Consider the following 24669-nt stretch of genomic DNA (forward strand, 5'->3'; position numbering starts at 1 on the left):
GCAAGAACTCTGATTTCCACGGTTTGCTCCTGGGTCAACATCGACGGCCTCGAAAAGGCCGCCAAACTAGCCCAAGTGGATCAGTTTTACTTCGCTGGGGTGGGTCAGTTTTACACTGCTGCTAACAGCTCCAGCTCCGCTCCAATTACCCCTTCGGCCTGGGCTTGATGGTAGATCTTCAGAGCTTCCACAGCCTCGGCGTACAGAGGGTGGTCGGGCATGAGCACCTTGCTCAGATCTCTCTTCACGATACCTCCTTTTCGCCATAGCGATCCCACACGACGCGATGCCATGAAGGCTTGTGTTTAGCCTACCACTGCTGATCAGCCTGGACGGAGTGGGCGTACATCAATGCTTCGTCGGCGAGCTCCAGCATGTCAGCCAAGGTTCCTGAGTCTACGGTATGCGTATCACGTAGCGCATATGCGTGATGCAGAAGCTCCCTGTGATGTTTCTTAGGTGCGAGAAGCAGGGCCTCGGTGTCGTTGAGTAGCTGCCGCCACTCTTGGATCGACATTACGGGCAGATTGGTGCCTGTCATGGCGGCACTCCCTATTGCTGTATAGGCATACAGTATTCAGAAAATGTCTGGCTGCATAGGTACTGCGGACGAAATGCGCCTGCGATGAGACCAGATCAGTTGCTGGAACGAGGCAGGCCTTCGCTGGGGGTGATGAGTCGCTCAGGTGTATCACCTGACAGCATCACAATAGAAAAAGCCCCCGTGAGGGGGCTTTAGCAAACCATCGGTGGAGCGTGTTACTGGGCGAGCCAGCCTTCCACCACATCAGAGCCGTACTCGGCTTTCCACTCCTTAAGCAGCTTGTGATTGCCACCCTTGGTCTCGATGATTTCGCCGTTGTGTGGGTTCTTATATTGCTTAACCTGGCGCGCACGACGCGGGGCCTTTTCAGCTACTGCTGGGGCGGCGGCGCGACGGTTTGCTTGAGGATCCAGGATGTTGATAATGTCGCGCAGGCTGTAGCCGTACTCAGCTAGCAAGTCGCGCAGTTTGGTCTCAAATTCGATCTCTTTCTGTAGCTCTGAAGAGCCTTTCAACGCTTCCAGTTCAGCCAACTGGGCAGCCAACTTTTGTTCAAGTTGACGGAACTCGGCTAGGCGAGACATAGACCTTCCTCATGTTCAGACAGGATTAACAGTGCCGGTATGGTAAAGCATTCCGGGCTCCCTTGTCTCCTTTGATGCCTGCCACAAGCAGCCGCTCACCACCGTTAACCACAGTAACTCTCAGGCAAATTCTAGCACTGACCTGCACGTGACTCCGTGATAAATTACTTCAGCATTTGCGCTCGTATTTCTTGAAATCCTTCAACTACTTATTCACTCTACTGCAGACCATATGCTGCCCCCGTGATCACCATTGAGCTCACCCTCTTGGCTACTAGCAAATTCGACATCCAATCACATCACTTACAAATCAAGGCCGGCAAGCTGAAACGATCAAGCAATAGATTATGTCCAAGAAGTATTCCTACCCTCCAGATCAGCCGATAGCCGAATAAGAAATATACTTGCATAATGTCAAAAAATCCGCATCGGCAGGTTTTCAAAAAAGTAGACATTCAATGCACCCTGGCAATCACCAACAGTGGGAACACAAAAAAACAATATTTAATTATAACACTGCCACACCCAACATTCTAAACAGTATCGCGAATCCGAGATTGCCATAAATATTATTTAGAAACTCATAACGACAACCCAGCTAATAAAACTTTAACCCTTCTCGTCGACCTTGAAAAAAAAAGCAATTCCTGACAAACTGCCAGTAAAACACCGCAGCAAAGCCAAGACACGTCAACGGACACACCATGAGTAATTTTGTGTTTAAAGTAACCCCCCAGAACCCAGAATTGGGATCCGTTATCCCGTATACAATCAAGGCTAAATGCAGCTACCTACGCCGCCACTTCGATAGGATCGAAAAGGTATTTAAGGAAGAATCTGACGAGCTATGGGCTTATTGCCAAGCCGAACAAGAGCGAACAAAAGACCACGAAGACGATAGCGAGCATAATTATTCATTTTCGGATGACATGAGAGAAATTGAATTCACCTCCCTCAGGATGCACAGGTATTCGTCTCTCCTCACAAGTTACGCCTATCTCGAAAACAGCATGGATAAACTATGCAAAAAATATTTCGACTCCATGGATCTCCCGCTGAAACCGAGTGACCTTACAGGTGACGGCATAGTAAAATTCAAGCTCTACCTTGAAAAACTAGCAAAGATAGATTTCGCACCAGCCAACAAGCAGTGGTCACACCTTTCAAGCCTAAACCTAATTAGAAACTGCATCATCCATGCAGATGGCGATGCAAATCAAGTCAAACAGCCCAAAAGAATAATAACACTTGTTAACAGCACAAAAGACTTAAGCTTTATTGAAGAGCACCTAGTCATGATGGAAGCATCCTACGTCCATACAACCATCGACACCATTGAAAGCTTCCTGCACCACATATTCGAGGCTGGTCGCTGACCATAGCTTTTCTAAGCCCCAGAACCGCATCGCCTGGGGGCTACCATCAGTATAACCTTTGCTCGCCTTGATCCAGGCGAACAAAGGGAAACACTAATTGTGATCATCTCTAGACCAAGGAGGAAATTAATTTCATGGAACAGCTTACGGAACTATTTGAAGTTTTAGAAAGAAATATTACCTTATCATCTGCTGGGGCTGCGATGACGAGCGCTGCGGCAGCGATCTTGGCCTTGATCGTATCTGTTGCTGCTGTTGTAGTAGCCATCACATCAAGCCGACAGCAACGCACCCACAATATCTTAACAGTCAAACCAATCCCAGAAATAACACTAGCCAATTACGAGAATTTATTGCGAGTGAAGCTAAGAAATCATGGCTCCGGCCCGTTACTAATCGAAAAACTAACTGCAAACTTTCTAGACAAACAATACGATTCACTAATAGAGTGCATGCCTAAAAACAAAGATATTCAATGGGCAAATTTTGCAGGAAAAGTTAATGATCGAGCTTTGCTTCCTGGGGGTGAGATAGTCCTAATTGAGCTCAAACAAAATCCGAATGACACGAACTTTAATATTTCTCGAGACCTTGTTCGACATGCCTTATCATACTCTGACGTGATCATTAAATATACTGATATCTACAATACAAAATTCCCTATTTACAAAAAAACCCTAGAATGGTTTCAGCAAACCTAGAATAAATCAGTCGCGGAAAAATACCCTCGGCACGCCCGTGAGGCAAGCCCTCCTTTAGCGAAATCTCACATAGCGACACAAAAAGATGTTAAGTCTTAATGCATTAGCTTTTGCAATCGCCATTTACGCAACCATAACGTACATTTTCAAGCTTGCGGCATTCAGGAAATTAGGTTTAAAAACCAAAATTAACCTCGAACACTCAACACGGAGAAATCTATTTTTTATCATTAGTCCAGACCTATGGTGGGCAACTAAATTTAAAGACCGCATTTACTACGCCGCCCCGGACGCCAGCAAATCAAACCGCAGAAAATTCGTAATAGAGAACAACCATTTAAACTTGTGGGTTAGTTTTGCATTCTGTGCGCTAACGCTATCAACCGCTTATTTCCATCCTACCTCATATTGCCTAGAGCTAATGCTGAGCATCGCTGTGATACGTTTCATATCTAGATGCATTGAAATTCTCTATGCCTTTGTGAAGGATGCTTTTCAACCATCAAACGCTCCAACAGCAACAAACCTAGCAAGCAACGAACGAATAAAACTTGCTGCAAAAAGTTATGTTGAGACTTATTTCCTTTCAGCGCCACCATACCTAATTTTAACAACGCTCCTAGACCCTTTTGCAGCCATGAGCCTATCTCTCAATGTAGGAACGTTGACCAACGTAGGGCTTGCGTTTGCAGACCCTAGCAAGGCACTTGAAGCAAATATTGTATTTATACAAGTATTTACGACCTTAAGCCTTGTTGTATTTAGTTTTGCAATGTACTTAGCACGACCTCAAATAGATCAAAAACAGGACGACAACTGACTTTATGGCCCGAGGCACTGGCAATAGCTTCACTTACAGTAAACAGTCCAAAGTTCATCGATTTTGGTGGTGAAGCTTTGGCTCATCATTTCCCGCCGCATGCCCCATGAGGGATCAACAGGGACACTCGCTAATCGCATCGTCCCCCTACCCCATCGTCCATTCACTGCATCAAGCACGCCCATGAGCTTTTCACTAGCGACCGGCTGGGCAACAGCAAACAGATCACCTGTGATCTCGTTACGCTGGCTGAGGTCGAGGAGCAACACCTCCGCCTTCAGGGTCGCCGCACTGCAACATAAGCTACCTCTCAACACCTGCCCTCGGGTGGCTCCGCTTGGGCCTGCTGATCGCCCAAGCGAAAGCGGAACGGGTATGCTCTTGGTCTAGGCGGAGAACTTGGAGTGGGGCGGTGTCGAATCAAGACGATCAACTTCAGCAGGTAGCTGATTACATAGAAACCATCAGGCAGGCTGAAGCAAAGAGAACGCCTCAAGAGCTGGAAGCGCTCCAAAGGTTGGCAAATGAGACACTCTTTCCTCTGCCTCCTATTGACAGCTCATCCATCGAGGCCATCAAAGGCTTCCAGGCAAGCTATGCGGGCACCCAGACACTATTGGAAGAGGCCCGAGTGACTAGATCACTGCTTAATGACTCCTTCGGTGACTCGCTCAGGCGAATTCAGGAACTCACGGACAAGGCCATGGCACCTGCGGCTTTAGCAATGCGTGCGATGGACAGCCTCATTCCGAAAACAGGATATGAGGCGATGGCTCGGCTAGCTTCCAGCCAAATATTCCAGCCCCTTGCCGGCATTTCAGAATTGCGGCTCCCCAGCTTTGAGAGCGCGGCGACACGAGCCATGGAGAAAATCTCAGGCCAGATCCGAGCACTAGATGGGCTGAAGTCATTCCGCAGTATCTGGGCAGAAAATGAAGCCGCTCAAGCCCAATTGGCAAGCTTCGCACAGGTGCACAGCTTCACTGAAGGGTTAGCAAAGCTTCACGTTACGCCGAACTACAGTGAAATGATGAAGCAGGTAGCCGTCCTTGCAGAGTCTCCGTTATTCGAGGCACTCGAGCGCACGTCTGCAAGCAAGCTGGCCAAACTGATTGAAGAATATGAAATCGTCGATCAGACAGCTTTGGTTCGGGAGCCGGCAGCTCACTATGACGTCAAGCCCGTCCAGGAAGCTTCGCTACAGACAGAGATTATCGATGCACTTGAAGGCAGGGAGAATCGCAAGCCGCTCTCACCTGCCGCATTCCTTTTGCTCTGGTGCATTCTAACCTACCTCTCAGCCGCCATGGCACATGTAAGTCAGTGGAAGGATTTCCGGGAAGGTCTGTGTGAGCTGAATGACGTAGTGTTTCAATCGGAATCTCTCGCGCAGGCTCAGAAGTGGATTCGATCTTCGATGTGCCACATGCCGAAAAGCGCCAAAGCACGCGTGAGGCTCGTCGCGAGGGACAACGTGAACCTGCGCTACTCGCCAAGTATGAAGGCCGAGGTGATCATGCCTTTGAAGCAATATGCTGTGCTGGAGGTTGTAGACTCGAGTGACAAAACCTGGCTGGAGGTCATTTACAAGCACGAGGGCATTGAGATCCAGGGGTGGGTATCTAGGAGCATGGTGAAGACCATCCAGTAAGCTAAAAAAACGCCGCGACGAAATCGGCGTTTTTATTTGCTGGCCTAGGGCGATGCTGGAGAAGAGGTGTTGTTGATTCGCACCCAATGGACAGTCTGCGCTCGCGCATCACGTGGAGAGGAACGGGACGACGTACCCCATGAACTCGGCATGCTGACTACGTGGCTCACTCCACCTTGCTGGGTTAGTGGGCGGTGTAAAGCGCCTTTCGCAGTTCGTCAGCAGCAACCGATCCTTCGCTCGAGAAACCCCGACAAAGAACGAGCATCTCTCCTCGTAGGGTTTTCCCCAGAACGTCTGCGTTTCAATCGCTGGCATGATGACCGAGTGGAACTCCAACCCCTTGCTTTTGTGAACGGTAAGCAGCCTGATTGCCTGATCATTGGAGAACCGATCCAATGCACTCAAAAGATCGGAACCTTGCTCGTAGAGCATATTGAGCTGTTGGTGGGTCTGATCCACGACTTCTCCAAGCCTTGCTTTTGCTTCGTAGTCTGGCGACAGTGACGTCAACAAGGGCAACCCCACTTGCTCAAGGAATTCTTGGGCCATATCCCACCAGGAATCATACGGCTGAGCAGACCGAGCTACCGCCTTGACGCGCTTCCGATGAGCTCCGTAGATCAATTCAAAGATTGTCTGCACAGTTGATTCGTTGTCTTCTGAATCGACTACGGAGAACTGTTCCATCAATCGCATCCAACCCTTAGGCTCTCTCGGTCTGTAAAGGCAAGCGAGGTAGTCGATGATCAGTCGTGCTACAGGTTCATTGACCAGATCCTGAGATAGGTGCTCATTACGATATGGAATGCCAGCTGCATCTAAGCCTTCCATTATGAATGTCCCGTAGTCGCTAATTTGCCGGGAGAACAGGATGGCGATCTCATGTAGAGGGATCTGGTCAACCGTGACCCACTGTCGAATCGTATTCACGATGTAAGCAGCTTCTCGTTCAGAGTTATCAAAGTGGTAAGCAATGATCTCCCCTTCGTCGCCGGCGATAAGCTCCCCGGCCATGACGGCATCAGGATCGAGGGCTCGAATCACCTCGTTTTGCATACGTAGCAAGCGAGGCTTCGACCTGAAGTTTCTGAAGAGATGAAGGGGCTTCGCTCCAAAGTCATCGACAAATCGAGCAAAGATGCCGTCCATTGCCCCCGCCCATCCCATGATCTTTTGCTTCACATCACCCACAGCCGTCAGGCGTATAGGCTTACCCAGAAAAATTAGGTGCAGCAGCTCGTATTGCTCAGTGGTGCAATCCTGGAATTCATCTAGGAAGACATCGCTGTAGGTTTGGCAGAGAGCGTTGCGAGCCATCGCAGAAGAGGACAGTATCTTGATGGCCAGCGGAATTAATTGGTCGAACTTGATCTGCTTCCCACGAACGTATTGGGTACCAATCTTGTAGCCAGGCTCCAGGTAGTCCGCTCCCTCCAATACCGGTCTAAACCGGTCGACAATGCGCTTTGCAAAGCCATGGAAGGTGTGGCTATCGAAGCGTGATGCGAGCTCGAAACCACACCTCTTCTGGACACGCTGCTTCAGGTTCTTGCTCGCATCGACCTTGAATGAGATGGCCAGAATTCGCTTGGGGTATCGAGACTCGCCAGTTCTGAGCAAGAAGTCGGCACGCTGCGCTAACACCTCCGTCTTACCGGCTCCTGGCCCCGCCGTCAAAGACAGTGATTGCTCCAGCTCCTTGACCGCGAGCAACGCATTCTTCTCAAGTGTTAACCCGTCAGCGGGCAACCAAGCTTCCACGGCGGTCATTCCGGCAACCCTTCTAGGGCAGCAATCACTGCATCAGCAAGCCTGTTGAATGAGGCCGGTAGATTCTTTAGAAGGTCTTCGTCAGACAGCTCGGCGAGCGCTGCGATATGAGCTGCGGGCTTGCTACCGAGCTTGAACTTGGAATGATAAGAGGCGAATAGCTCTTGCTCCTCTTCAGAATACTGCTCTGGCTCATGCCTTTTTTTACCCAATACGGCCTTGAGGGTATCCTCATCCGGCGCCGCACGCTCTACTCCATAGGCGGTTGGATAGGCCTTGATCATTGAGAAGTCGAGATCCATCGGAGAAGAGAAAAACACTCCGCGATTTTCAAGCTCTGTCGAAAGCTTGAGATCGCCGAAGCGGGAGTTTTTTCTGATTGGCATGCCCACGGCATTCCACTTTTGTAACGGCCACTCGGGAGGTAGCTGCTGCGCCGGGCAGTAAAGCTTCAATTGCTTGTTAACGTAGTGAATCCGGCCCCAGCCCCCTTGATACCGGGCAATATCCAAATCTAGCAGTGTTAGATACGGAGTGCCCAAACCCTCAAGGAGTCGCCAGAAATGGTTAACATGGCGACCTCCGAGTGGCGCAATGGTGACCGCAGACTCGTCGACGGGCGCTCCCTTAGCTTTGAGGATTCGTGGAAGAACGATTTCCTCGCTGTCACCCTCCCCCAGCACCACTAAGCGAGAGAAATATATCTCTGGAAACGCCTGGACGGCTTCCCTGACAAACTTGCGGGCATCTCCATCATCCTCGGGCAACTGGATCGTCGACACCTTGGTGACACGATTTTCATTGAGCCGGAGGTACCGAATATGCTCCGGTTCTACACGCCGCAACATCGAGGGCGCGTGGGTGGCAATCAACGCTTGGGAGTCTGCTCCGCCAATCGAGCTGTTCAAAGCGTTGACTATCCTCCCCAGGTAGTGAGGAGAAAGGCTGTTCTCAGGCTCTTCGATTGCAATCAGGGTGAACGATGGTGGCTTGAGCCGCTGTACGTCGAATGCCTTCGACTCCCCTTTCAGCACTGCGCGACCTATTGCATGAGATGACAGAACCAAAGAGAGGTACAGCATCGATTTCTGCCCATCAGACAGTCGAGAGAAATCCACTAGATTCTCGTCGTGGCCAGGTGTGAATGACACCGACATATGACGGAGCAGAGACTCAATTTCCGACGTGATGAAAGTCAGCTTCGGGTCAGAGAAGAAGGTGCCACGGTGTAGCCCCTTCCACGTGGTGCTCAGGATTTCGCTGAATGCCTTGATGGATACGTTGGAGGATAGCGACTCGCTGATCTTATCAGTGAGTTCTTGAACAACTCCTCGATCCAACTCCCAATCCACCGCTCGGAGCAAACGGCCAAGCAACGCATTGGCCCCATAGGTTATGTGATCAGCCGGATCACGCCTTGCAGGTAGGTAATGCATCTGGATGGCATTGCGATGATGTCGGGTCACTGGTGTAGTGCCGAGCGCAACACCTTCATCGCTGGCATCCAATACGTATAAAAGCGACTCCTCGATATCGCCGGCAATCCCCATCGTGGCCTCCAGCCGATATCTGACACGAGGAATGCCATCTGGAAAGTCCATGCGCATGTGGGCGAAGTGAGGTGCTACGGTTGCGTTGTCTTCCTCTTCCAGCAGTTCAGGGAAGAGAAAGTCGGCTTCAAGCCAAAGAGAGCGCTCTTCAGGGGCCTCCACCTCATCGAAAGGAACGAAGAAATCGGAGCGTCGGATTCGACGAAGAGACGGGTCGAAGCAAAACATTCGGCATAAAGCCTGTAGGACGGCGGTCTTGCCAGCTCCATTCGGGCCGATCAGAAAGGTGGAATCCTCAAATGAAATCGAGGTTGGCTCCCCGAAGGATTGAAAATTACTCAGTCGAACACTGTGCAGTTTCATTACCTTTCTCCGTCCGTGATGTGCTGGCATTCACCAGTCAGGTTAGGTGGAGAATAAGCTGAAACGGGGCGATGATGGTAGAGGGCCATCACCGACATAGGTCTATATTGGAGCAGACCCGTTTAGTGCTTCCCTGCACAACACTCCAAGCTAACGTTATGGGGCTTTATCGTTTTAGCAGCATGAGTTAACCATACCCAGACAAGCAAGCAACACCTACGTATTCCTTTTTGGTGCAGTCGATCAGTTCGTCTGTCAATCGACGCACTTCATCACTAGCCAAAGAATTTGGAGCAAAATTAACTACAGAATCAAAATAGCAATATCCATCCCAAAAACCTCTAATGCTGTTGTATCTAGCGATTTCCATGGAGTGAGCCTTAGTCATGAACGTGCGCAGCATTGGCACCTTCAGCTTTCGTGCTTCGAGATAAACCTCGGACTGATGCTCATAGGACTCAATCACCTCCCTGCAAACCTGCTCTGCATTTCCTGCATCGGGTATATATTCCAGATATTCTGTACCATCCCCGCATGGAGCATGATTGGTGATCAGCGAATACAAGTGAGAAACCGGACGACCGCCATTCAGCGCCAAGATGTCCTCGCAATACTGCTCAGCACTCCAGATTGAAGACAGGCATCGATTATCCAAAACAAGAACTACTACATTAGAAAGCAAAAGTGTCCTGTAGAGATCTCTGTTCAAATCCAGCAAAATATAATCATACTCTTCGACCAACCTAGACAACGCATGGCACGCCGCCCTTTTCCGTTTTATTCGCTCGACTTGATAACCATAGCAAAAACGAATTTCGCTAGGCTCAATAATATTTGCCCCTGCTAAGTCTTCTGCAAGCTTTCGCTCTAAATCATGGAGCTCTGCGTGATAAAGGATCACATCAGACTCATCAAAATACATCACTGGGCTGTTTTGAATCTTCAGTCGGCGATGTTCTCGCATATCGTCACGCATGCTGCATCTATAGACCACATCCCCCGTGATGATAGCCACACGGTTTCCACGCCGTGCTAGCTCCGTGGCCACGTCGACTGTGATGGGGGACTTCCCTACTCCGCCTTTGTAGGCCGTAATGCTGATGATCTTGCATCCCACGGACAACAACCTACCGTCGTTTGAAGTCGGCGGATAAGGCACACCGTGGCGCTCACAAAAGACACGAAGGCTTCGCTCGGGGATCGTCCTGTGTGATTTGCAATCCGTCGAGGTCTCATAGCTACGCCAGGCCCTAGCCTTTACATCGATTGAAATTGCCGCCTGCTCACAGGTGAGCTTTAAGGATCGCCTAAGGCTTTTGAGGTCGCTGGGACTGATAAGGGACATAGGGGTTCGCCTCCGTAGATACCAGAAGAGTAGCGAGCACCTCTCGAAGGAGACAATGTGCACAGCGTGCCAACCCGTCCCTGCAGAGGAGGCCAATCCATGAAGAATGCCCCTAGGCGCGGCCATGCAAAGGCATTTCATGATTTCAATTGGCCATCATCATGATAAAATGCCATTCCAATTCTCTGCCCGGTGTATTACAGGTATGTTTGACCCAGATAAAATTGACCCAGACTACGTTTCATTCGTATCGGGTTCTTATACTTTCCGAAGTGAGCCATCTGCAGAAGATTATCTAGATTTCGCAAGAGAGGAACTCGTAAACGGCCACTCAGAACGAACTCTAATAAACGCACTTTCACATGCCAAGCGGGCCCTACACTTAAGAATGGAAGATGTATGCCAAGCGTTCGGCGGAACATCTCTTACCAAGAACAAGCCATTCCCGGTACTAGCAAATTATTTAAAACAATGCGGACTTCCGTCTCTCGGCGCCCTTGAAAAATTAAACAACGCAAGAAACACAGTCGAACACAAATATACTGTACCCGCACCCGAAATGGTTGAAATCTACATTGACGTAGCACATTTCTTCATTTTTGCTACGGACAGGTGGGCTGGCAGACGTCCTTGCGACATCGAAACCAGTGAGAAAGATGAAGTAAATGACAGGCACTTACGGATTGTTAGCTTCAACTGGGAACAAGGAAGCGTTAAACTTAAGATCCGTGACAAAAGTTGCAAAGCATACGAATTCCCACACAGCATCACATACACCAACAAAGACCCGGAATTTTATAAGTGGGTAGTCTTCGCCACGAAACACAGCACCTAATCTCCCTAAAAAAAAAATAATAGCGACTTAGATGCAGTGCACATTCTAGATACAGTGAGCCAGGACGACTACAGGGCACTCCCAAAGTTTAATCTTCGTCGTTCTGGCCACAGCGGGCCATGCTTTCAACCCAGTTCCAGTTTCATAAAAATCTAGTGACGCAGCCCCATTTATTTGCCACCCCCTGAACGTACCATATAACACCTATGGCCGGCTGATCGCCAATGAACCGACGCTCCGGGTCAAGCGACATGCCCGGCGCCCTTAGTTTTTAGCTTATTCAGTATAACTATCACAAAAATTTCAAGGATACACGCATGAAGAAGGAAGATATGGAATCATCCGAGCCGCAAGGCTTCATTAACTTCAATGAGATCGCCCGAACACTCAAAGATCTCGACGAAAGGGCTCTTGTATTAACCCTCGCGGCTTTCGCAGAAGACTCACTGGGCGACCTACTTACGGCCTTTATGATTCCCTCAGCCGCATCTCGTAGTCTCGTAACAGGATTCAACGCCCCACTTGGAAACTTTTCCTCTCGCATTAAAGCAGCATATGCTTTTGGCTTAATAAATAAAGGGCAATTTGACGACCTGCAGCACCTTCGAGAAGTTCGTAATAAATTCTCACACACCTGGAAACCTATATCTTTTACAGACCCATCGATAGAAGGACACATAAAGGCAATTCGCTACAGCAGAAGAACAAGCAACTTCCCAAAAACTCTTCAGCAAAAGCTTACAACTTCATTTCAAAACTTACTTATTGAGTTACAGGTTGGAGTTATTTCTTTTGGAAAGGATGGCAAGCAAGCCAAATGCTTAGCTACTCAGCTGATTTCTGGCTTTTCTGGCAACACCCCAATCGAACAACTGGAACGCGCCACTAAAGAAGCAGCCCAAGCTGAATCCAAACATGGAATTGCAGTAGGCGAAGAAAAACTTTACTACGACATGGTATTGAGAGAGCTACTCATTAGAGTTAAAAGATTCCTGGGCACCGATGACACCCAGATTAGTTCGGGGGTTGCAGACTTAATTGAACGTCTGACTAAAACGCTCGCTGACAGACCAGAACCGACCGAGATCTTCCGCTGATTAGCATATTTCACTATGACACGTTCCAATGCTATTGGCATGACCTGCAGCATCCAGTTTCTTCAAGTGTACGACCTTTAACATTGAATAACTTGGCCCTTCGCCCTGACGGTCTCAGTGCAGGATAAGCATGTAACCATCATTCAAGATGGCTCAGCTGTTCTAAGCAAGCGGAGCGCGCAGGCCACGATGGCCGGAGAGGTGAGGATGGAAGCCCGCAGGGACAAGCCCAGTTAAACTGGGCTTGGTTTACGACAGCCGTACCCGGAGGGTCACCCAAATCAGCGGTGCATTTTACTGAATCGTTCGACCAATCTGCCTGGGGTAATCGACTTCCAGGTATCGAGCACAGTAGTTTTGTAGAATAGGTTAATCCCCATCCCTACAAAGAATGCCGCGATCAGACACGCAACAATGAATGAGCAGCGCGTTACATCTCCAGCATACTCTGCAAAACCGTTGACAGAGCTGTAATGATAGCCATCGACAACCGAACCCAAGCCGAAGAAGAACGCAATCCAGAGCACGACAAAAGCGACAGCTGAAATCACCGCCCCATTGGCCCAGATACCCAATTGCGAAGTATATCGGAGGCTCGGCACTTCAATCATTTTACCTTCGGCAGATTTTACAGCATACACAACGCCCGTATTCTTAGTTTTAATCTTCGAGTTCTGCACCAGGGCGTAAAATTCGTAATGCTCGCCCTTGTCAAGCTCTTCAAAAATTCTTGTAGGCATTCGAAAATTTGGAATCAGAACATCATCTAGCTTCAGGATGACTTGAACATTATCAGAAAAGCTCTGAAACACCCGGATATCATCGAGACGGCCAGAGAACTTTAGATATTCAAACTTAATCACGCGTACAGCTCCTTGCTTGGATGCCTATCGCAGGCACAGTAAAGCCTGGGCATGATCAAACCACACCCATCGCTAAGGTATTAAAATCTGGGCTAGCAGCTATATGTTGGGATAGCGATTACCAACCAAACGCTGAAACTCCTTGAAGCTTTGGCGTCCTGTGCCGCGTCGGAATGTTGCGACCACATACTTTGAATTGATGGTAGTAATCACCCAGAACCGCCCCTCCTTCCTCGCTAGCAGGATGTCTGAGGTTTTGATCAAGTGGCCATCAGCATACCGACCATTCGGCTCTTTCTTGGTATGACCAAAAACGACCCCAACAGCACTTGAGCCATGTATCTGGACGCTCGTTAGGTAAGCAGTTATGTCGTCTTCGAATTCCTGACCAGAAGCCCGAGCAATCCGCAGCAAATCGAAATCCGACAAACGCTTTCCGTGAAACTCAATTTCCACTGCGTTGGTAGCTGACATGCTAAATTCCCCTCGACTTAGGGACTGGCTCATAGTTACAGGGACGGCTGCGGTACAACTCTTTTACGTCGGTAAGGGACTCGACGCTGACACCGGGCTCATGGCTATCAATGTAGACTTCGCCACCCTCCACCTTCAATATGCAAATTGCAACTTTTGCCTTGTTGTAACCAATGGACAGAGAAATCAGCCTCTGCATTTTCCAATCTGTGGCTTTGTTCATCCAGGATGGAGTGACGACCCTGACTTCCGCCACCTTTACTGACTCATCTTGGCCTCGTAGAGCCTCAACTAGCCGGGCTTCATCATTCAGCATTTCTTCACTGTTGACGAACCTACCCTCGACCATGCGCTTAACGGTTAAGTGATACCAGTGAGTTGATAGAGCGCGAGACACTCCATGCCAATGGGTCACCCCATCACCAAACATTCCAGGAACACCTGCGATATCACTTTGGTGGGTACGAAACATAAGAGTGCCTCAAGAGCCAGCATCACAGCGAAGCGTTGATATTTAGAAGATGGAGAAGATGGCCTGGATTGAAGAAGGCTTGCGATGTCCTGGCCCCTTCAACACATAGACAGTGTTCCGTGTGACGAACAAGTAGCCCTCTTCGAACCGAGTGCCTATAGAAGAACGTACCCAGTTGCCGGGCTCGAAGCGCCTCTGCTCGTCATGCAGCACCTTGTGAGCAAACAGAAACATCGGCTGGCATCCAGCTGCGGTTACTTTGGCCCGCTCGTCTTCCGTGACTATCGCATCGAGGATCACCCACTCTTCAACTACGCAGATAGGAAACCACTTGAACCGCTGTCGGGCCGCAGCAATGACATTTTCGAGAGACAGCTCGGAGCCAATCAGGGCAACCCCATCTTCGCCCAGCAGCCCATCTTCGAGCCCACTTACCATCAGCTGTTTCCCCGCCAATAATTACACATAAATTGAGGATCTAAGCCTTGACCGCCATAAATATAACTATAGCTCTTTGCGTGGCGGTAGGCAAACGCGGCATACCGTTCGCTTTTGGGGAGCTTACGATGTCGCTGCGTTATTCCTTTGCAGCATCCCTCCAGTTGCTACGCACTCGAAAAGGACTGCTCCAGGAGGACATCGCCAACGTCGGCGGTTCGGTCTCCCAGCCCTATGTGAGCAAGCTAGAACTCGGAAAGAGTGTGGTGAGCCTCGACACGAGCTATCAGCTAGCAGTCGCATTGAAGGTGGAACCGATCACCCTCCTAGCCCTAACGGTTGCCTCTCATGACAAAAAAACAGCTAGGGAAATGCTGCTGGCTGCGCTTGCGGAACTGGATGCATTGGAGCTGGCAGACGCGAGCCTTCCGTCGGAGCCAGCGGAATTAGCCCGCCATGGGGCAGATGGTGCCAGGAAGAAATGGGAGGCCGTTCAGGACTTGAAGAAGAGAGGCTTCACCCAAGCTCAGGCGAAGAAAGAGCTGGGCATTCCTGAGTCGACTTTGCGTCGGTTGTGGCACCAGCAATTCAAATGAGCAATCCGTTGTGAAAAGCTACCGAGGGGCATGACCGCAATGGTTGCAGGCTTATCACAGAGCTTGTGAGGTGTATCGCTCCCTAACCCTCTCTTCCTGACTCACTATCAGTTCAGGCTCACTCCCCATCACAATCCCACCGAATCTAAAGATTTCACGTCAAAGGCATCAAAGCCTTTTGGGCTTTGATCAAGGGCAAGGGCAAGGGCAAGGGCAAGGGCAAGGGCAAGGGCAATGGCAAGGGCAAGGGCAAGGGCAAGGGCAAGGGCAAGGGCAAGGGCAAGGGCAAGGGCAAGGGCAAGGGCAAGGGCAAGGGCAATCAAAGCCTAGATGTTTTTGACACTAAGCCCAGTGTGTCCACAAAATATTGGTATCGTCGACGACCATCCCGTCATCCGCCTGGCCGTTCGTATGTTGCTGGAAAACCAGAATTACAAGATTGTCGGCGAGTCGGACAACGGCGTGGACGCCATGCAGATGATTCGCGAAGCCGCTCCAGACCTGGTCATCCTCGACATCAGCATCCCCAAACTGGACGGGCTGGAGGTGCTTGCCCGGTTCCAGGCCATGGCCTTGCCCCTGAAGGTACTGGTACTGACCGCGCAATCTCCCGCATTGTTTGCCGTACGCTGCATGCACTCGGGTGCTGCAGGCTATGTGTGCAAGCAGGAGGACCTGAGCGAACTGCTCAGTGCAGTAAAGGCCGTGCTGGCTGGTTACAACTATTTCCCCAGCCAGGCAATCAAGCATAACCAGGCGGTAGATGCCGACCTGCAACTTTTCCGTCAGGTTAATGACCGCGAACTGATGGTGCTGCAACTATTCGCCCAGGGCCGCAGCAACAAGGAAATTGCCAAGGGCATGTTCCTCAGCAGCAAGACCGTCAGTACCTACAAGAAGCGCCTCATGCACAAACTTCAGGTCAATACGCTGGTCGATCTGATTGAAATGGCCAAACGCAACGCGCTGGTCTGAGGGTAGTCATGGCGCACAGTATCGCTCGCCTACTGCTCACCCTGCTCCTGTTCAGCGGCGTGGCACAGGCTACCCATCACGAGGCTTCATCCTATACCTTGCTGGCACGCTCATCGGCCAGGCCGGCATTACCAGCGCTCACGGACGAACAACGGCAATGGCTCGAAGGCCGTCAGGAACTGGTGCTGGGTACCTCGGCACCAGACTACCCGCCGTTCGACATCACCAGTGGGGGCCGCGACTACCAGGGCCTTACCGCCGAGTACGCAAGCCTGATCGGCAAGGCCCTGCAGTTGCCCGTGCGGGTGCTGCGCTTTTCCAGCCGGCAAGCGGCGGTCGAGGCGCTCCGGCAGGGCGATATCGACCTCCTTGGGAGCTCCAACGGCTACGAAGCGGCCAGCGATGGCCTGGCCCTGTCGTCCCCCTATGCCATCGACCAACCGGTGCTGGTAACGCGCGAGGACGAAAGCCGGGCGCTGGACACAGGCCTGGGCGGCATGCGCCTGGGCATGCTCTACCATTACCTGCCCCGGCAGGAGGTGAACAGCGCCTACCCCAAGGCCGAGCTTCTGGCCTTCGGCTCGTCCAGCCAGGCCCTGAGTGCCGTGGCGTTCGGCCAGGCCGACGTGTTCATCGGTGATACCATTTCCACCCACTACCAGCTCAATCGCGGCCACCTGCCGCGCCTGCGCATGGCCAGTTTCGGCAAGCACGAGGCCATCGGCTTCGGTTTTGCCCTGCGCCGCGAGGACCGGGTCCTGATGGATCTGGTGAACGCCACCCTGGACAGACAGACCTCGGCCATACGCGCCAGCATCTTCAAGCGCTGGAGCGCTGGTAGCGACCTGCTGCTGACCGACCGCAAGCTGCAACTGACCGACACCGAAGAACAATGGCTGAAAGACCACCCGGTGATGCGCGTTGCAATCGATGACACCGCTGCACCGGTCTCCTATTTCGACGGCTCGGGGCATTTTCGCGGCATCACCGCCGACCTGCTCGAGCTCCTTCGCCTGCGCACCGGCTTGCGTTTCGAAGTGCAGCGCGCCAGCGGCCTTGCCGACATGATTGCCCGCCTCAAGGATGGCCGCGCCGATGTCATTGCTGCACTGGCCAGCGGCGGGATGAACGAAGACGACCTGCAAATCAGCCAACCCTACCTGGAAAGCGCCTATGTGCTGGTCAGCCGCAAGGACAAACAACCCTTCACCTCGCTGGAACAGCTGCAGGGTCATCGCATCGCCATTACCCGCTACAGTGCCATGGACGCCATGCTGTCGCGGCACTATCCGCAAATCGGCTGGGTCGAGACCGAAAGCTCGTTCTATTCCATGGCGTTGCTCAACAGTGGTGCCGTCGATGCGGTGATCACCACCTTGATCGACGCCAACCACGCCCTGGCTGGCAATCCCGAACTGGTCATCCGGGCCACCGTCGGCAGCGAACCCGCCACCTTCGCCATGGCCACCAGCGCCCCGTCACAAGCGCTGGTGTCGATCCTCGACAAGGCGCTGCTGAGCATCTCGCCGGAAGAACTCGGGGTCATCAACAACCGTTGGCGCGGCTTCAGCCTGCACGAGGATGGCAACGACCACGGCTACCGCCGGCTGGCGATACAGGTGGTACTGGGCACCGCCGTGCTGTTGCTGCTGGCCTTGTTGTGGAATGCCCGCCTGCGCCTGCAGATTCGCCAGCGGCAACGCGCCGAACGGGCGCTGAACGACCAGTTGGCGTTCATGCGCGCCCTCCTCAACGGTACGCCCCACCCCATGTACGTGCGAGATCGCGAGGGCCGACTGCAAAGCTGCAACTACAGTTACCTGGAAGCCGTGCAGGCCCGCTCCGAGGAGGTCATCGGCAAAAACCTGGAGGGGAGCCTGTTCGCCGATTACGAGCAGACCCGGCAGATCCACGCCGATTATCTTAAGGTGATGGCCGAAGGCTCGCCGCTGATCATGGACCGGCCACTTCGGATCCAGGGCCGGGAGATGACCATCTACCACTGGATTCTGCCGTACCGCGACTCACTGGGTGAGGTGCAGGGCATCATCGGTGGCTGGATCGACATCAGCGAGCGCCGCCATCTGGTCATGGAGCTGCGCCAGGCCAAGCAGCAGGCCGATGATGCGAACCGCGCCAAAAGCACGTTCCTGGCCACCATCAGCCACGAAATCCGCACCCCGATGAATGCCGTCATCGGCATGCTTGAGCTGGCAGTCAAGCGCGCCGACCAAGGCCGTGTAGACCGCTGTGCGCTGGAGCTGGCCCACCATTCGGCCAAGGACCTGCTGGGCCTGATCGGCGATATCCTCGACATTGTGCGCATCGAGTCCGGGCATTTGTCCCTCGCCCCGGAGGCCGTCGACCTGGCGGCCCTGGTCGAGTCGGTGGGGCGCATTTTCGAGGGCCAGGCCCGGCAGAAAGGCCTGGCCCTGGAGGTGATCATCGCACCGGCCGCCCGCTGCCATGCCATGCTCGACCCCCTGCGTTTCAAGCAAGTACTGTCCAACCTGGTAAGCAACGCCATCAAGTTCACCGAGCATGGCCAGGTGCGCATATGCGTCGGCCTGGTGGACGACGGCAGCACTACCCCCGCAGTGCTGGAGCTGGAAGTGCGCGACAGTGGCATCGGTATCCACGCCGACGACCTGCAGCGCCTGTTCAACCCGTTCATCCAGGCCAACCCGCATAGCCAGAGCGCCCGTGCAGGTACCGGGCTGGGCCTGGCCATCTGTCGCAACCTGTGCGAGATGATGGGCGGCAGCCTGACCATAAAGAGCCTGGAGGATGTCGGCACCCAGGTGCGCCTGAAGATGCCGCTGCAGCGGGTTGACGCAGCAGCGCAGCCGGCCCCGCTGATCGAAAACCTCGACGTGCCCGACCCACGGCTGAGCGTGCTGGTGATCGACGACCACCCGGCCAACCTGCAACTGATGGCACAGCAGCTTGGCTACCTGGGGCTTGAGCACACCAGCGCCCAAGACGGTCGCGAAGGCCTGGCTACCTGGCGGGCGGGCGACTTCGATGTGCTGGTGCTCGACTGCAACATGCCGCACATGAACGGTTACCAGCTGGCCACTGCCGTACGTACCGAGGAACGCCATGGCAAGCGGCAGCGCTGCACCATTCTCGGCTACACCGCCAACGCACAACCGGAGGTACGCCGCAAGTGCCTGAGCGCCGGCATGGACGACTGCCTGCTCAAGCCCATCAGCCTGGGCACGCTCAGCCAGCGTCTTGCCAATATCCGCCCACGCTGCCAGCAGAAACCGCGCCGCAAGCTCTACCACCTGGACGGCCTGGCCACGGTGGTCGGGCATGACCCGAACGATCGCCAGCGTTTCCTGCAGGCGTTGCAGCAGAGCCTGCAGGCCGACCTGGCCACCTTGATGGCATTGCATCCGCAGCATGACAGCGATGCCATTGCCGAACAGGCGCACAAGGTGCTCAGTGCCGCGCGGATGCTGGAAGCCCCCGAGCTGATGAAAGCTTGCGAAGCCCTCGAGGCAAGCGGCTTGCCTACCACCCAGTTACGCCTGCGGCGCCAGGCACTGGCGCGGCATATGTGCCGGGTAGAACGTGCCCTGGCCAGGGAACTGGCCACAGGTACCTGCACACAGGCAGGCAGCCAGGCGTGTTAACTGGTAGACTGCGCGGCGTTATTACCTAAGAGGATTGTTTCATGGCCACAAACCGCTCCCGTCGTCTGCGCAAGAAGCTGTGTGTCGACGAGTTTCAGGAATTGGGCTTCGAGCTGAACCTGGAATTCAAGGAAGATCTGGATGACCAGGCAATCGATGCTTTCCTCGACGCGTTCCTGGCAGAAGCCATGGACGCCAATGGCCTGGACTATGTAGGCGGTGACGATTTCGGCCTGGTGTGCTCGATCAAACGCGGCTCGGTCAGCGAAGAACAGCGTGCAGCCGTTGAAGCCTGGCTCAAAGGCCGTAGCGAACTGACCAAGATCGAGGTCAGCCCGCTGCTGGACGCCTGGTACCCGGAAAAGCCGATCAACAAGGCCGAGTAATACCGGCCCGGCTCGATCGCTGAAAAGGCCACCCTCAGGGGTGGCCTTTTTTATTGGGGGTGCTTTTCCGTCGAACGTGGCGCATCGTCGCTGCGCTTGGGGCATAATGCGTATTCTTTCACCCTGGGGCCATCATTCCTTACAGCCCCAATGCCCTTTTCCCTCGCCGTAGGGTATTTATCGATCATGATCAAAACGCTTCGTCCCCTCGTTCTTGCCGGCCTGCTGTTGCCACTCGCCCTGCCCAGCCAGGCCGCCGCCGTCAACACCACGCTGCCTGCCAAGGTGCAGCAGGCCCTCAAGGCCAACAAGCTGCAGGATTCTGCCCTGTCGCTGGTGATGCTGCCGCTGGACGGCCCCGGCACACCGACCGTGTTCAATGCCGATGTCTCGGTCAACCCGGCCTCGACCATGAAACTGGTCACCACCTACGCCGCCCTCGAACTGCTCGGCCCGACCTTCCAGTGGAAAACCGAGTTCTACACCGACGGCACCCTGAGCAACGGTGTACTCAACGGTAACCTGTACCTCAAAGGTGGCGGCGACCCGAAACTGAACATGGAAAAGCTGTGGCTGCTGATGCGTGACCTGCGCGCCAATGGCGTGCGCACCATCACCGGCGACCTGGTGCTGGACCGCAGCCATTTCGTGCAGCCCAACCTGCCGCAGTTCAACGACGACGGCGGCGATGAGAACAAGCCGTTCCTGGTCAAGCCCGACTCGCTGCTGGTCAACCTCAAGGCCCTGCGTTTCGTGGCCCGCAACGATGGCGGCAAGGTAACCATCGCAGTCGAACCGCCGATTGCCAGCATCCGCATCGACAACCAGGTCAAGGCAGTAGCCTCCAGACAGTGCTCGGGTGACGTGCGCTACAACCCGGTGCAGCAGGCCGATGGCATCAGCGTAACGGTCAGTGGCCAGCTGGGTGACGGCTGCAACTCCCAGACCTATCTGTCGCTGCTCGACCACCAGACCTACGCCGCCGGTGCCGTGCGCGCGATCTGGAACGAGCTGGGTGGCAGCATCCAGGGTGGCGACCGCTTCGAGAACGTGCCCAAGGGCGCTCGCCTGCTGGCCCGAGCCTTCTCGCCAGACCTGGTGGAAGTGATCCGCGACATCAACAAGTACAGCAACAACACCATGGCCCAGCAGCTGTTCCTGAGCCTTGGCGCGCAGTTCCGCACCGATGCCGACGGTGACGACGCCCGCGCCGCCCAGCGTGTGGTGCGCCAGTGGCTGGCGAAGAAGGGCATTACCGCGCCGCACCTGGTAATGGAAAACGGTTCCGGCCTGTCGCGTGCCGAACGGGTCAGCACCCGGGAGATGGCCGCGATGCTGCAGGCTGCCTGGAAGAGCCCTTATGCTGCCGAGTTCATGAGCTCGATGCCGCTGGTGGGTATGGATGGCACCATGCGCAAGCGCCTGAAGCGTACCGCCATGACCGGCGAAGGGCACATCAAGACTGGCACGCTGAATACCGTGCGGGCAATTGCCGGCTTCAGCCGCGACAGCAACGGCCATACCTGGGCGGTGGCGGCGATCCTCAACGATCCGAAACCGTGGGGCGCCTCGCAGGTGCTCGACCAGGTGCTGCTGGACCTGTACCGCCAGCCGAAACTGGCCGGCAGTACTGCGGCCAACTGATCGTTAGCCGGTACCGGCCTCTTCGCGGCTAAAGCCGCTCCTACATGTACAGTGCAGGGTTCAAGACCTGTGATGTCTCTGTGGGAGCGGCTTTAGCCGCGAACGGGCCGGCATTGGCAACTGAAAGCTGTCAGGCCAACTCCCCCTCCACCCGGTCCCGCCCGGCCTGCTTGGCCGCATACACGCCTGCATCAGCCCGCAACAGCAAGGCATCGGCCCCTTCCCCCGGTCGCCAGCCCGCCACACCAAAACTCGCGGTCACCCTGCCCACGCCTTCCACCGGCACATTGCGCACCCCATGCCACAGCTCCAGCGCCAGCAGCCGCGCCTGCTCGGCATCGCTGCCCGGGCACAGCACCATGAATTCCTCGCCGCCCAACCGGCAGAAAACATCGGTACGGCGCAAACGCTGGCTGATACGCAGGCACAGGCTGCGCAGCACGCGATCGCCGACTGCGTGGCCAAAATGGTCGTTGATGCGCTTGAAGTGATCGATATCGAGCATGATGACCGCCAGTGCCTGGCCATCGCGCTGGGCCCGTTCCAGCTCGAGCTTGAGCCGCTCCTGGAAGTAACGGCGATTATGGATGCCGGTCAGCGAATCGGTCACCGACAGCGCACGCAACTCTTCCTCCACACCCTTGAGGTCGGAGATATCGGTCAGGTAGCCATGCCACAACGTGCAGCCCTGCTCGCCCACCTCCGGTGTCGCCTCGCCACGCACCCAACGCAGCCCGGCAAGCGGCAGGCAGACCCGATATTCTTCACGCCAGGGCGACAGGTGTTCGGCCGAGTAACGCACCGAGCGGCGCACGCGCTCGAGGTCATCCGGGTGGATGCGCTCGAACACCGCCGTGGCATCCTCGCGCAATTGCTGCAGATCGACTTCGTAGATGTCGTACAGGCCCTTGCTGGCGTACGGAAAACAGGAATGGCCGTTGCCATCCAGGCGGTACTGGTAGATGCCACCCGGCACCTCGGCACTGAGTTTTTCCAGAAGGCGGTCACGCGCCGCCAGCGCCTCATGCACCCGACGCCGTTCAGTGACATCGATGCAGATCGCCAGGTAACCGATCCATAACCCCTGTTCATCGAGCATGGCGGTGACCAGCATGTTGGCCACCAGTTGGCTACCATCGGCGCGCAACAAGGTCCACTCCCCCGGCTCGGCTCCATGCCCCTGCACCGTTTCGGCAAACATGGCCTGGCCACCTGCAATCGGCCGGCCGAAACGCAGGCTCAAGGCATGGGCACGCAGGCTCAACTCCTCGGGCAACACCAGGTCCTCCAGGCGCAGCTTGCCGATCGCCTCGCAGGCCGGGTAACCGAGCAAGCGCTCGGCACCGGCGTTGAAGGTGCTGACCACGCCCTTGAGGTTGGTGGCGATGATCGCCACCTGGGTTGCGGCATCCAGCACGCTGCGCAGCTGGTTGTGGGTACCACGCAGTGACTGCTCGCTGACCCGCAGCTCGGCGGTACGCTGCTCTACCAGGGCCAAGGCGCGCTGGCGCTGGCTGAACAGGCTGTAGAGCAACACACTGAGCAGCAGGCTCAACAAGCCGCCCAGCAGGCTTACCGCCAGCACCGCGGAGGAGCGGTTGGCGCGCACGAAGGCCAGGCTCGGCCGGATACTCAGCTGGAAGTGGTGGTCAGCCAGGTGCAACAACTGGTTGATGGCCAGCGGCAGAGGTGCAACCGGGTTCTGCGAATCGAACATCACCTCGGGGCCATGCAGCCCGGTGGGGTCGACGATACGCACCACCAGGTTATCGTCTGCCGTAACCGGGCGCCCGTCACTGACCAGTTCCCGCATGCTCAGCAGGGCCATCACATAGCCCATTGCCGCGCCGCGGGGGTTGGCATCGGAAAACACTGGCGCCACCATCAGCAGGCCACGCGCATCCGAGCTGGTATCGAACATGGGTAGTGGCTCGGACACCGCCATGCTGCCGGGCCCCAGCGCCCGCGCCAGTGCCGCCAAGGGCACTTCCTGGCCGGCGAGGTCCAGACCATGGGGCAGCCCGGGCAATTCACCCGACTGGGTATAGAGTACCGGGAAGTAATGGTCGCGCTGGGGGGATGGGTGCCACTGGCCTTGTTCATCCTGGTCGCGGATCACATAGCCCGGGCCGAAATGCACACTGGCCTGGCGCTCGAACTCGGCGCGTTGCGCGGCCTCGACACGCGGCGCCCAGGCGTAGGCCAGGGTCCGCTGCAGCAATGGCCGGGCGTAGCCGTCGAACTCGTGTGGGGTGATTTCGTTGGAAAAGCTGAAAAACCGCCGCAGCCCGTCCAGGCGCTGCTGCTGTTCGTCAAACCGCTCGGCGATCCGGCTGAAACGCTCGCTGGCCAGCAGCTCGAAGCGCTGGCGCAGTTGCTGCTTGTAGAAGGTTTGCGTGGCTAACGCCAGGACGGCCGTCAACAGGCCACCCACGACCAGGGCGACCAGGGCCACCGCCCAGGCGGACATTGCCTCTGTGCACAGGCCAAGCAACCGCGCACGCACGCCACCCTTTGACATACACCCATCTCGTCACGTCA

Annotated in this window: 23 protein-coding genes and 1 pseudogene; 11 read left to right on the plus strand and 13 right to left on the minus strand. The window is 54.6% G+C overall.

Annotated elements, in window-relative coordinates:
• Positions 1-110: 110 nt before the first annotated feature.
• From WM94_RS30545 to WM94_RS24125, 3 genes are all read right to left on the minus strand, one after another.
• Positions 111-248, minus strand: coding sequence for a hypothetical protein (locus tag WM94_RS30545; protein WP_177342429.1), 138 nt, complete (start codon positions 246-248; stop codon positions 111-113).
• Between the two features lie 62 nt (positions 249-310).
• Positions 311-541: a hypothetical protein gene (locus tag WM94_RS24120; protein WP_061552277.1), complete on the minus strand. Its 231-nt coding sequence runs from the start codon at positions 539-541 to the stop codon at positions 311-313.
• Between the two features lie 218 nt (positions 542-759).
• Positions 760-1128, minus strand: coding sequence for a histone-like nucleoid-structuring protein, MvaT/MvaU family (locus WM94_RS24125; RefSeq protein WP_061552278.1), 369 nt, complete (start codon positions 1126-1128; stop codon positions 760-762).
• A gap of 704 nt (positions 1129-1832) precedes the next feature.
• Here WM94_RS24125 and WM94_RS24130 point away from each other — a divergent pair.
• From WM94_RS24130 to WM94_RS30285, 3 genes are all read left to right on the plus strand, one after another.
• A complete protein-coding gene (locus tag WM94_RS24130; protein ID WP_156486002.1) occupies positions 1833-2504 on the plus strand; it encodes a hypothetical protein in 672 nt (223 codons plus the stop codon).
• A gap of 134 nt (positions 2505-2638) precedes the next feature.
• Positions 2639-3205, plus strand: coding sequence for a hypothetical protein (locus tag WM94_RS30280; RefSeq protein ID WP_156486003.1), 567 nt, complete (start codon positions 2639-2641; stop codon positions 3203-3205).
• Positions 3206-3290: 85 nt separating this feature from the next.
• The gene (locus tag WM94_RS30285) at positions 3291-4025 is read left to right on the plus strand and encodes a hypothetical protein (protein ID WP_156486004.1); all 735 of its coding nucleotides are present in this window, start codon (positions 3291-3293) and stop codon (positions 4023-4025) included.
• 29 nt (positions 4026-4054) lie between these two features.
• Here WM94_RS30285 and WM94_RS24135 read toward each other — a convergent pair.
• Positions 4055-4303: pseudogene (locus tag WM94_RS24135) on the minus strand (DUF4113 domain-containing protein); the annotation flags it as partial.
• 134 nt (positions 4304-4437) lie between these two features.
• Here WM94_RS24135 and WM94_RS24140 point away from each other — a divergent pair.
• Positions 4438-5676, plus strand: coding sequence for an SH3 domain-containing protein (locus WM94_RS24140; RefSeq protein ID WP_061552281.1), 1239 nt, complete (start codon positions 4438-4440; stop codon positions 5674-5676).
• A gap of 108 nt (positions 5677-5784) precedes the next feature.
• On the opposite strand, the gene WM94_RS24145 is transcribed toward WM94_RS24140, so the two are convergent.
• The 3 genes from WM94_RS24145 to WM94_RS24155 all read right to left on the minus strand — a co-directional run bounded on the left by WM94_RS24145 (position 5785) and on the right by WM94_RS24155 (position 10848).
• On the minus strand, positions 5785-7449 hold the full coding sequence (locus WM94_RS24145) for a UvrD-helicase domain-containing protein (protein ID WP_061552282.1): 1665 nt from the start codon (positions 7447-7449) through the stop codon (positions 5785-5787).
• Positions 7446-9362, minus strand: a complete 1917-nt coding sequence (locus WM94_RS24150; RefSeq protein WP_061552283.1) for an ATP-dependent endonuclease — start codon at positions 9360-9362, stop codon at positions 7446-7448. Before WM94_RS24150 ends, WM94_RS24145 begins: the two co-directional genes overlap by 4 nt.
• Before the next feature lie 187 nt (positions 9363-9549).
• Entirely contained in the window at positions 9550-10848 is a 1299-nt protein-coding gene (locus WM94_RS24155; protein ID WP_082810637.1) for a ParA family protein, read from the minus strand.
• Here WM94_RS24155 and WM94_RS30290 point away from each other — a divergent pair.
• Positions 10832-11542 (plus strand): hypothetical protein, encoded by a 711-nt coding sequence (locus WM94_RS30290; RefSeq protein ID WP_156486005.1) that lies wholly within the window; start codon positions 10832-10834, stop codon positions 11540-11542. The genes WM94_RS24155 and WM94_RS30290 overlap by 17 nt on opposite strands.
• 317 nt (positions 11543-11859) lie before the next feature.
• Entirely contained in the window at positions 11860-12639 is a 780-nt protein-coding gene (locus WM94_RS24160; RefSeq protein ID WP_061552285.1) for an MltR family transcriptional regulator, read from the plus strand.
• A 281-nt stretch (positions 12640-12920) separates the two neighbouring features.
• Here WM94_RS24160 and WM94_RS24165 read toward each other — a convergent pair whose 3' ends face one another.
• The 4 genes from WM94_RS24165 to WM94_RS24180 all read right to left on the minus strand — a co-directional run bounded on the left by WM94_RS24165 (position 12921) and on the right by WM94_RS24180 (position 14886).
• Positions 12921-13502, minus strand: a complete 582-nt coding sequence (locus WM94_RS24165) for a hypothetical protein (RefSeq protein WP_061552286.1) — start codon at positions 13500-13502, stop codon at positions 12921-12923.
• A gap of 99 nt (positions 13503-13601) precedes the next feature.
• Positions 13602-13976, minus strand: a complete 375-nt coding sequence (locus tag WM94_RS24170) for a hypothetical protein (protein ID WP_061552287.1) — start codon at positions 13974-13976, stop codon at positions 13602-13604.
• A gap of 1 nt (position 13977) precedes the next feature.
• On the minus strand, positions 13978-14448 hold the full coding sequence (locus WM94_RS24175; RefSeq protein ID WP_061552288.1) for a hypothetical protein: 471 nt from the start codon (positions 14446-14448) through the stop codon (positions 13978-13980).
• A gap of 42 nt (positions 14449-14490) precedes the next feature.
• On the minus strand, positions 14491-14886 hold the full coding sequence (locus tag WM94_RS24180; protein WP_061552289.1) for a hypothetical protein: 396 nt from the start codon (positions 14884-14886) through the stop codon (positions 14491-14493).
• A gap of 128 nt (positions 14887-15014) precedes the next feature.
• Between WM94_RS24180 and WM94_RS24185 the strand changes: the two genes are divergently transcribed.
• On the plus strand, positions 15015-15482 hold the full coding sequence (locus tag WM94_RS24185; RefSeq protein WP_061552400.1) for a helix-turn-helix domain-containing protein: 468 nt from the start codon (positions 15015-15017) through the stop codon (positions 15480-15482).
• A 128-nt stretch (positions 15483-15610) separates the two neighbouring features.
• Here the strand turns inward: WM94_RS24185 and WM94_RS30550 are convergent, their stop codons facing one another.
• Positions 15611-15805: a hypothetical protein gene (locus WM94_RS30550; protein WP_177342430.1), complete on the minus strand. Its 195-nt coding sequence runs from the start codon at positions 15803-15805 to the stop codon at positions 15611-15613.
• A gap of 7 nt (positions 15806-15812) precedes the next feature.
• Between WM94_RS30550 and WM94_RS24195 the strand changes: the two genes are divergently transcribed.
• From WM94_RS24195 to dacB, 4 genes are all read left to right on the plus strand, one after another.
• A complete protein-coding gene (locus WM94_RS24195) occupies positions 15813-16457 on the plus strand; it encodes a response regulator transcription factor (RefSeq protein ID WP_061552290.1) in 645 nt (214 codons plus the stop codon).
• An 8-nt stretch (positions 16458-16465) separates the two neighbouring features.
• Positions 16466-20098 carry an ATP-binding protein gene (locus WM94_RS24200; RefSeq protein ID WP_061552291.1) on the plus strand — a complete coding sequence of 1211 codons (3633 nt, stop codon included), beginning with the start codon at positions 16466-16468 and terminating at the stop codon, positions 20096-20098.
• A 41-nt stretch (positions 20099-20139) separates the two neighbouring features.
• Positions 20140-20484: a YggL family protein gene (locus WM94_RS24205; protein ID WP_061552292.1), complete on the plus strand. Its 345-nt coding sequence runs from the start codon at positions 20140-20142 to the stop codon at positions 20482-20484.
• Positions 20485-20670: 186 nt separating this feature from the next.
• The gene (gene dacB / locus WM94_RS24210) at positions 20671-22128 is read left to right on the plus strand and encodes a D-alanyl-D-alanine carboxypeptidase/D-alanyl-D-alanine-endopeptidase (protein ID WP_013971678.1); all 1458 of its coding nucleotides are present in this window, start codon (positions 20671-20673) and stop codon (positions 22126-22128) included.
• 130 nt (positions 22129-22258) lie between these two features.
• Here the strand turns inward: dacB and WM94_RS24215 are convergent, their stop codons facing one another.
• The gene (locus WM94_RS24215; RefSeq protein WP_061552293.1) at positions 22259-24649 is read right to left on the minus strand and encodes a diguanylate cyclase; all 2391 of its coding nucleotides are present in this window, start codon (positions 24647-24649) and stop codon (positions 22259-22261) included.
• Between the last annotated feature and the right edge of the window lie 20 nt (positions 24650-24669).

This window comes from Pseudomonas sp. ABFPK (genome assembly GCF_001586765.1).
GTDB lineage: Bacteria > Pseudomonadota > Gammaproteobacteria > Pseudomonadales > Pseudomonadaceae > Aquipseudomonas > Aquipseudomonas asiatica.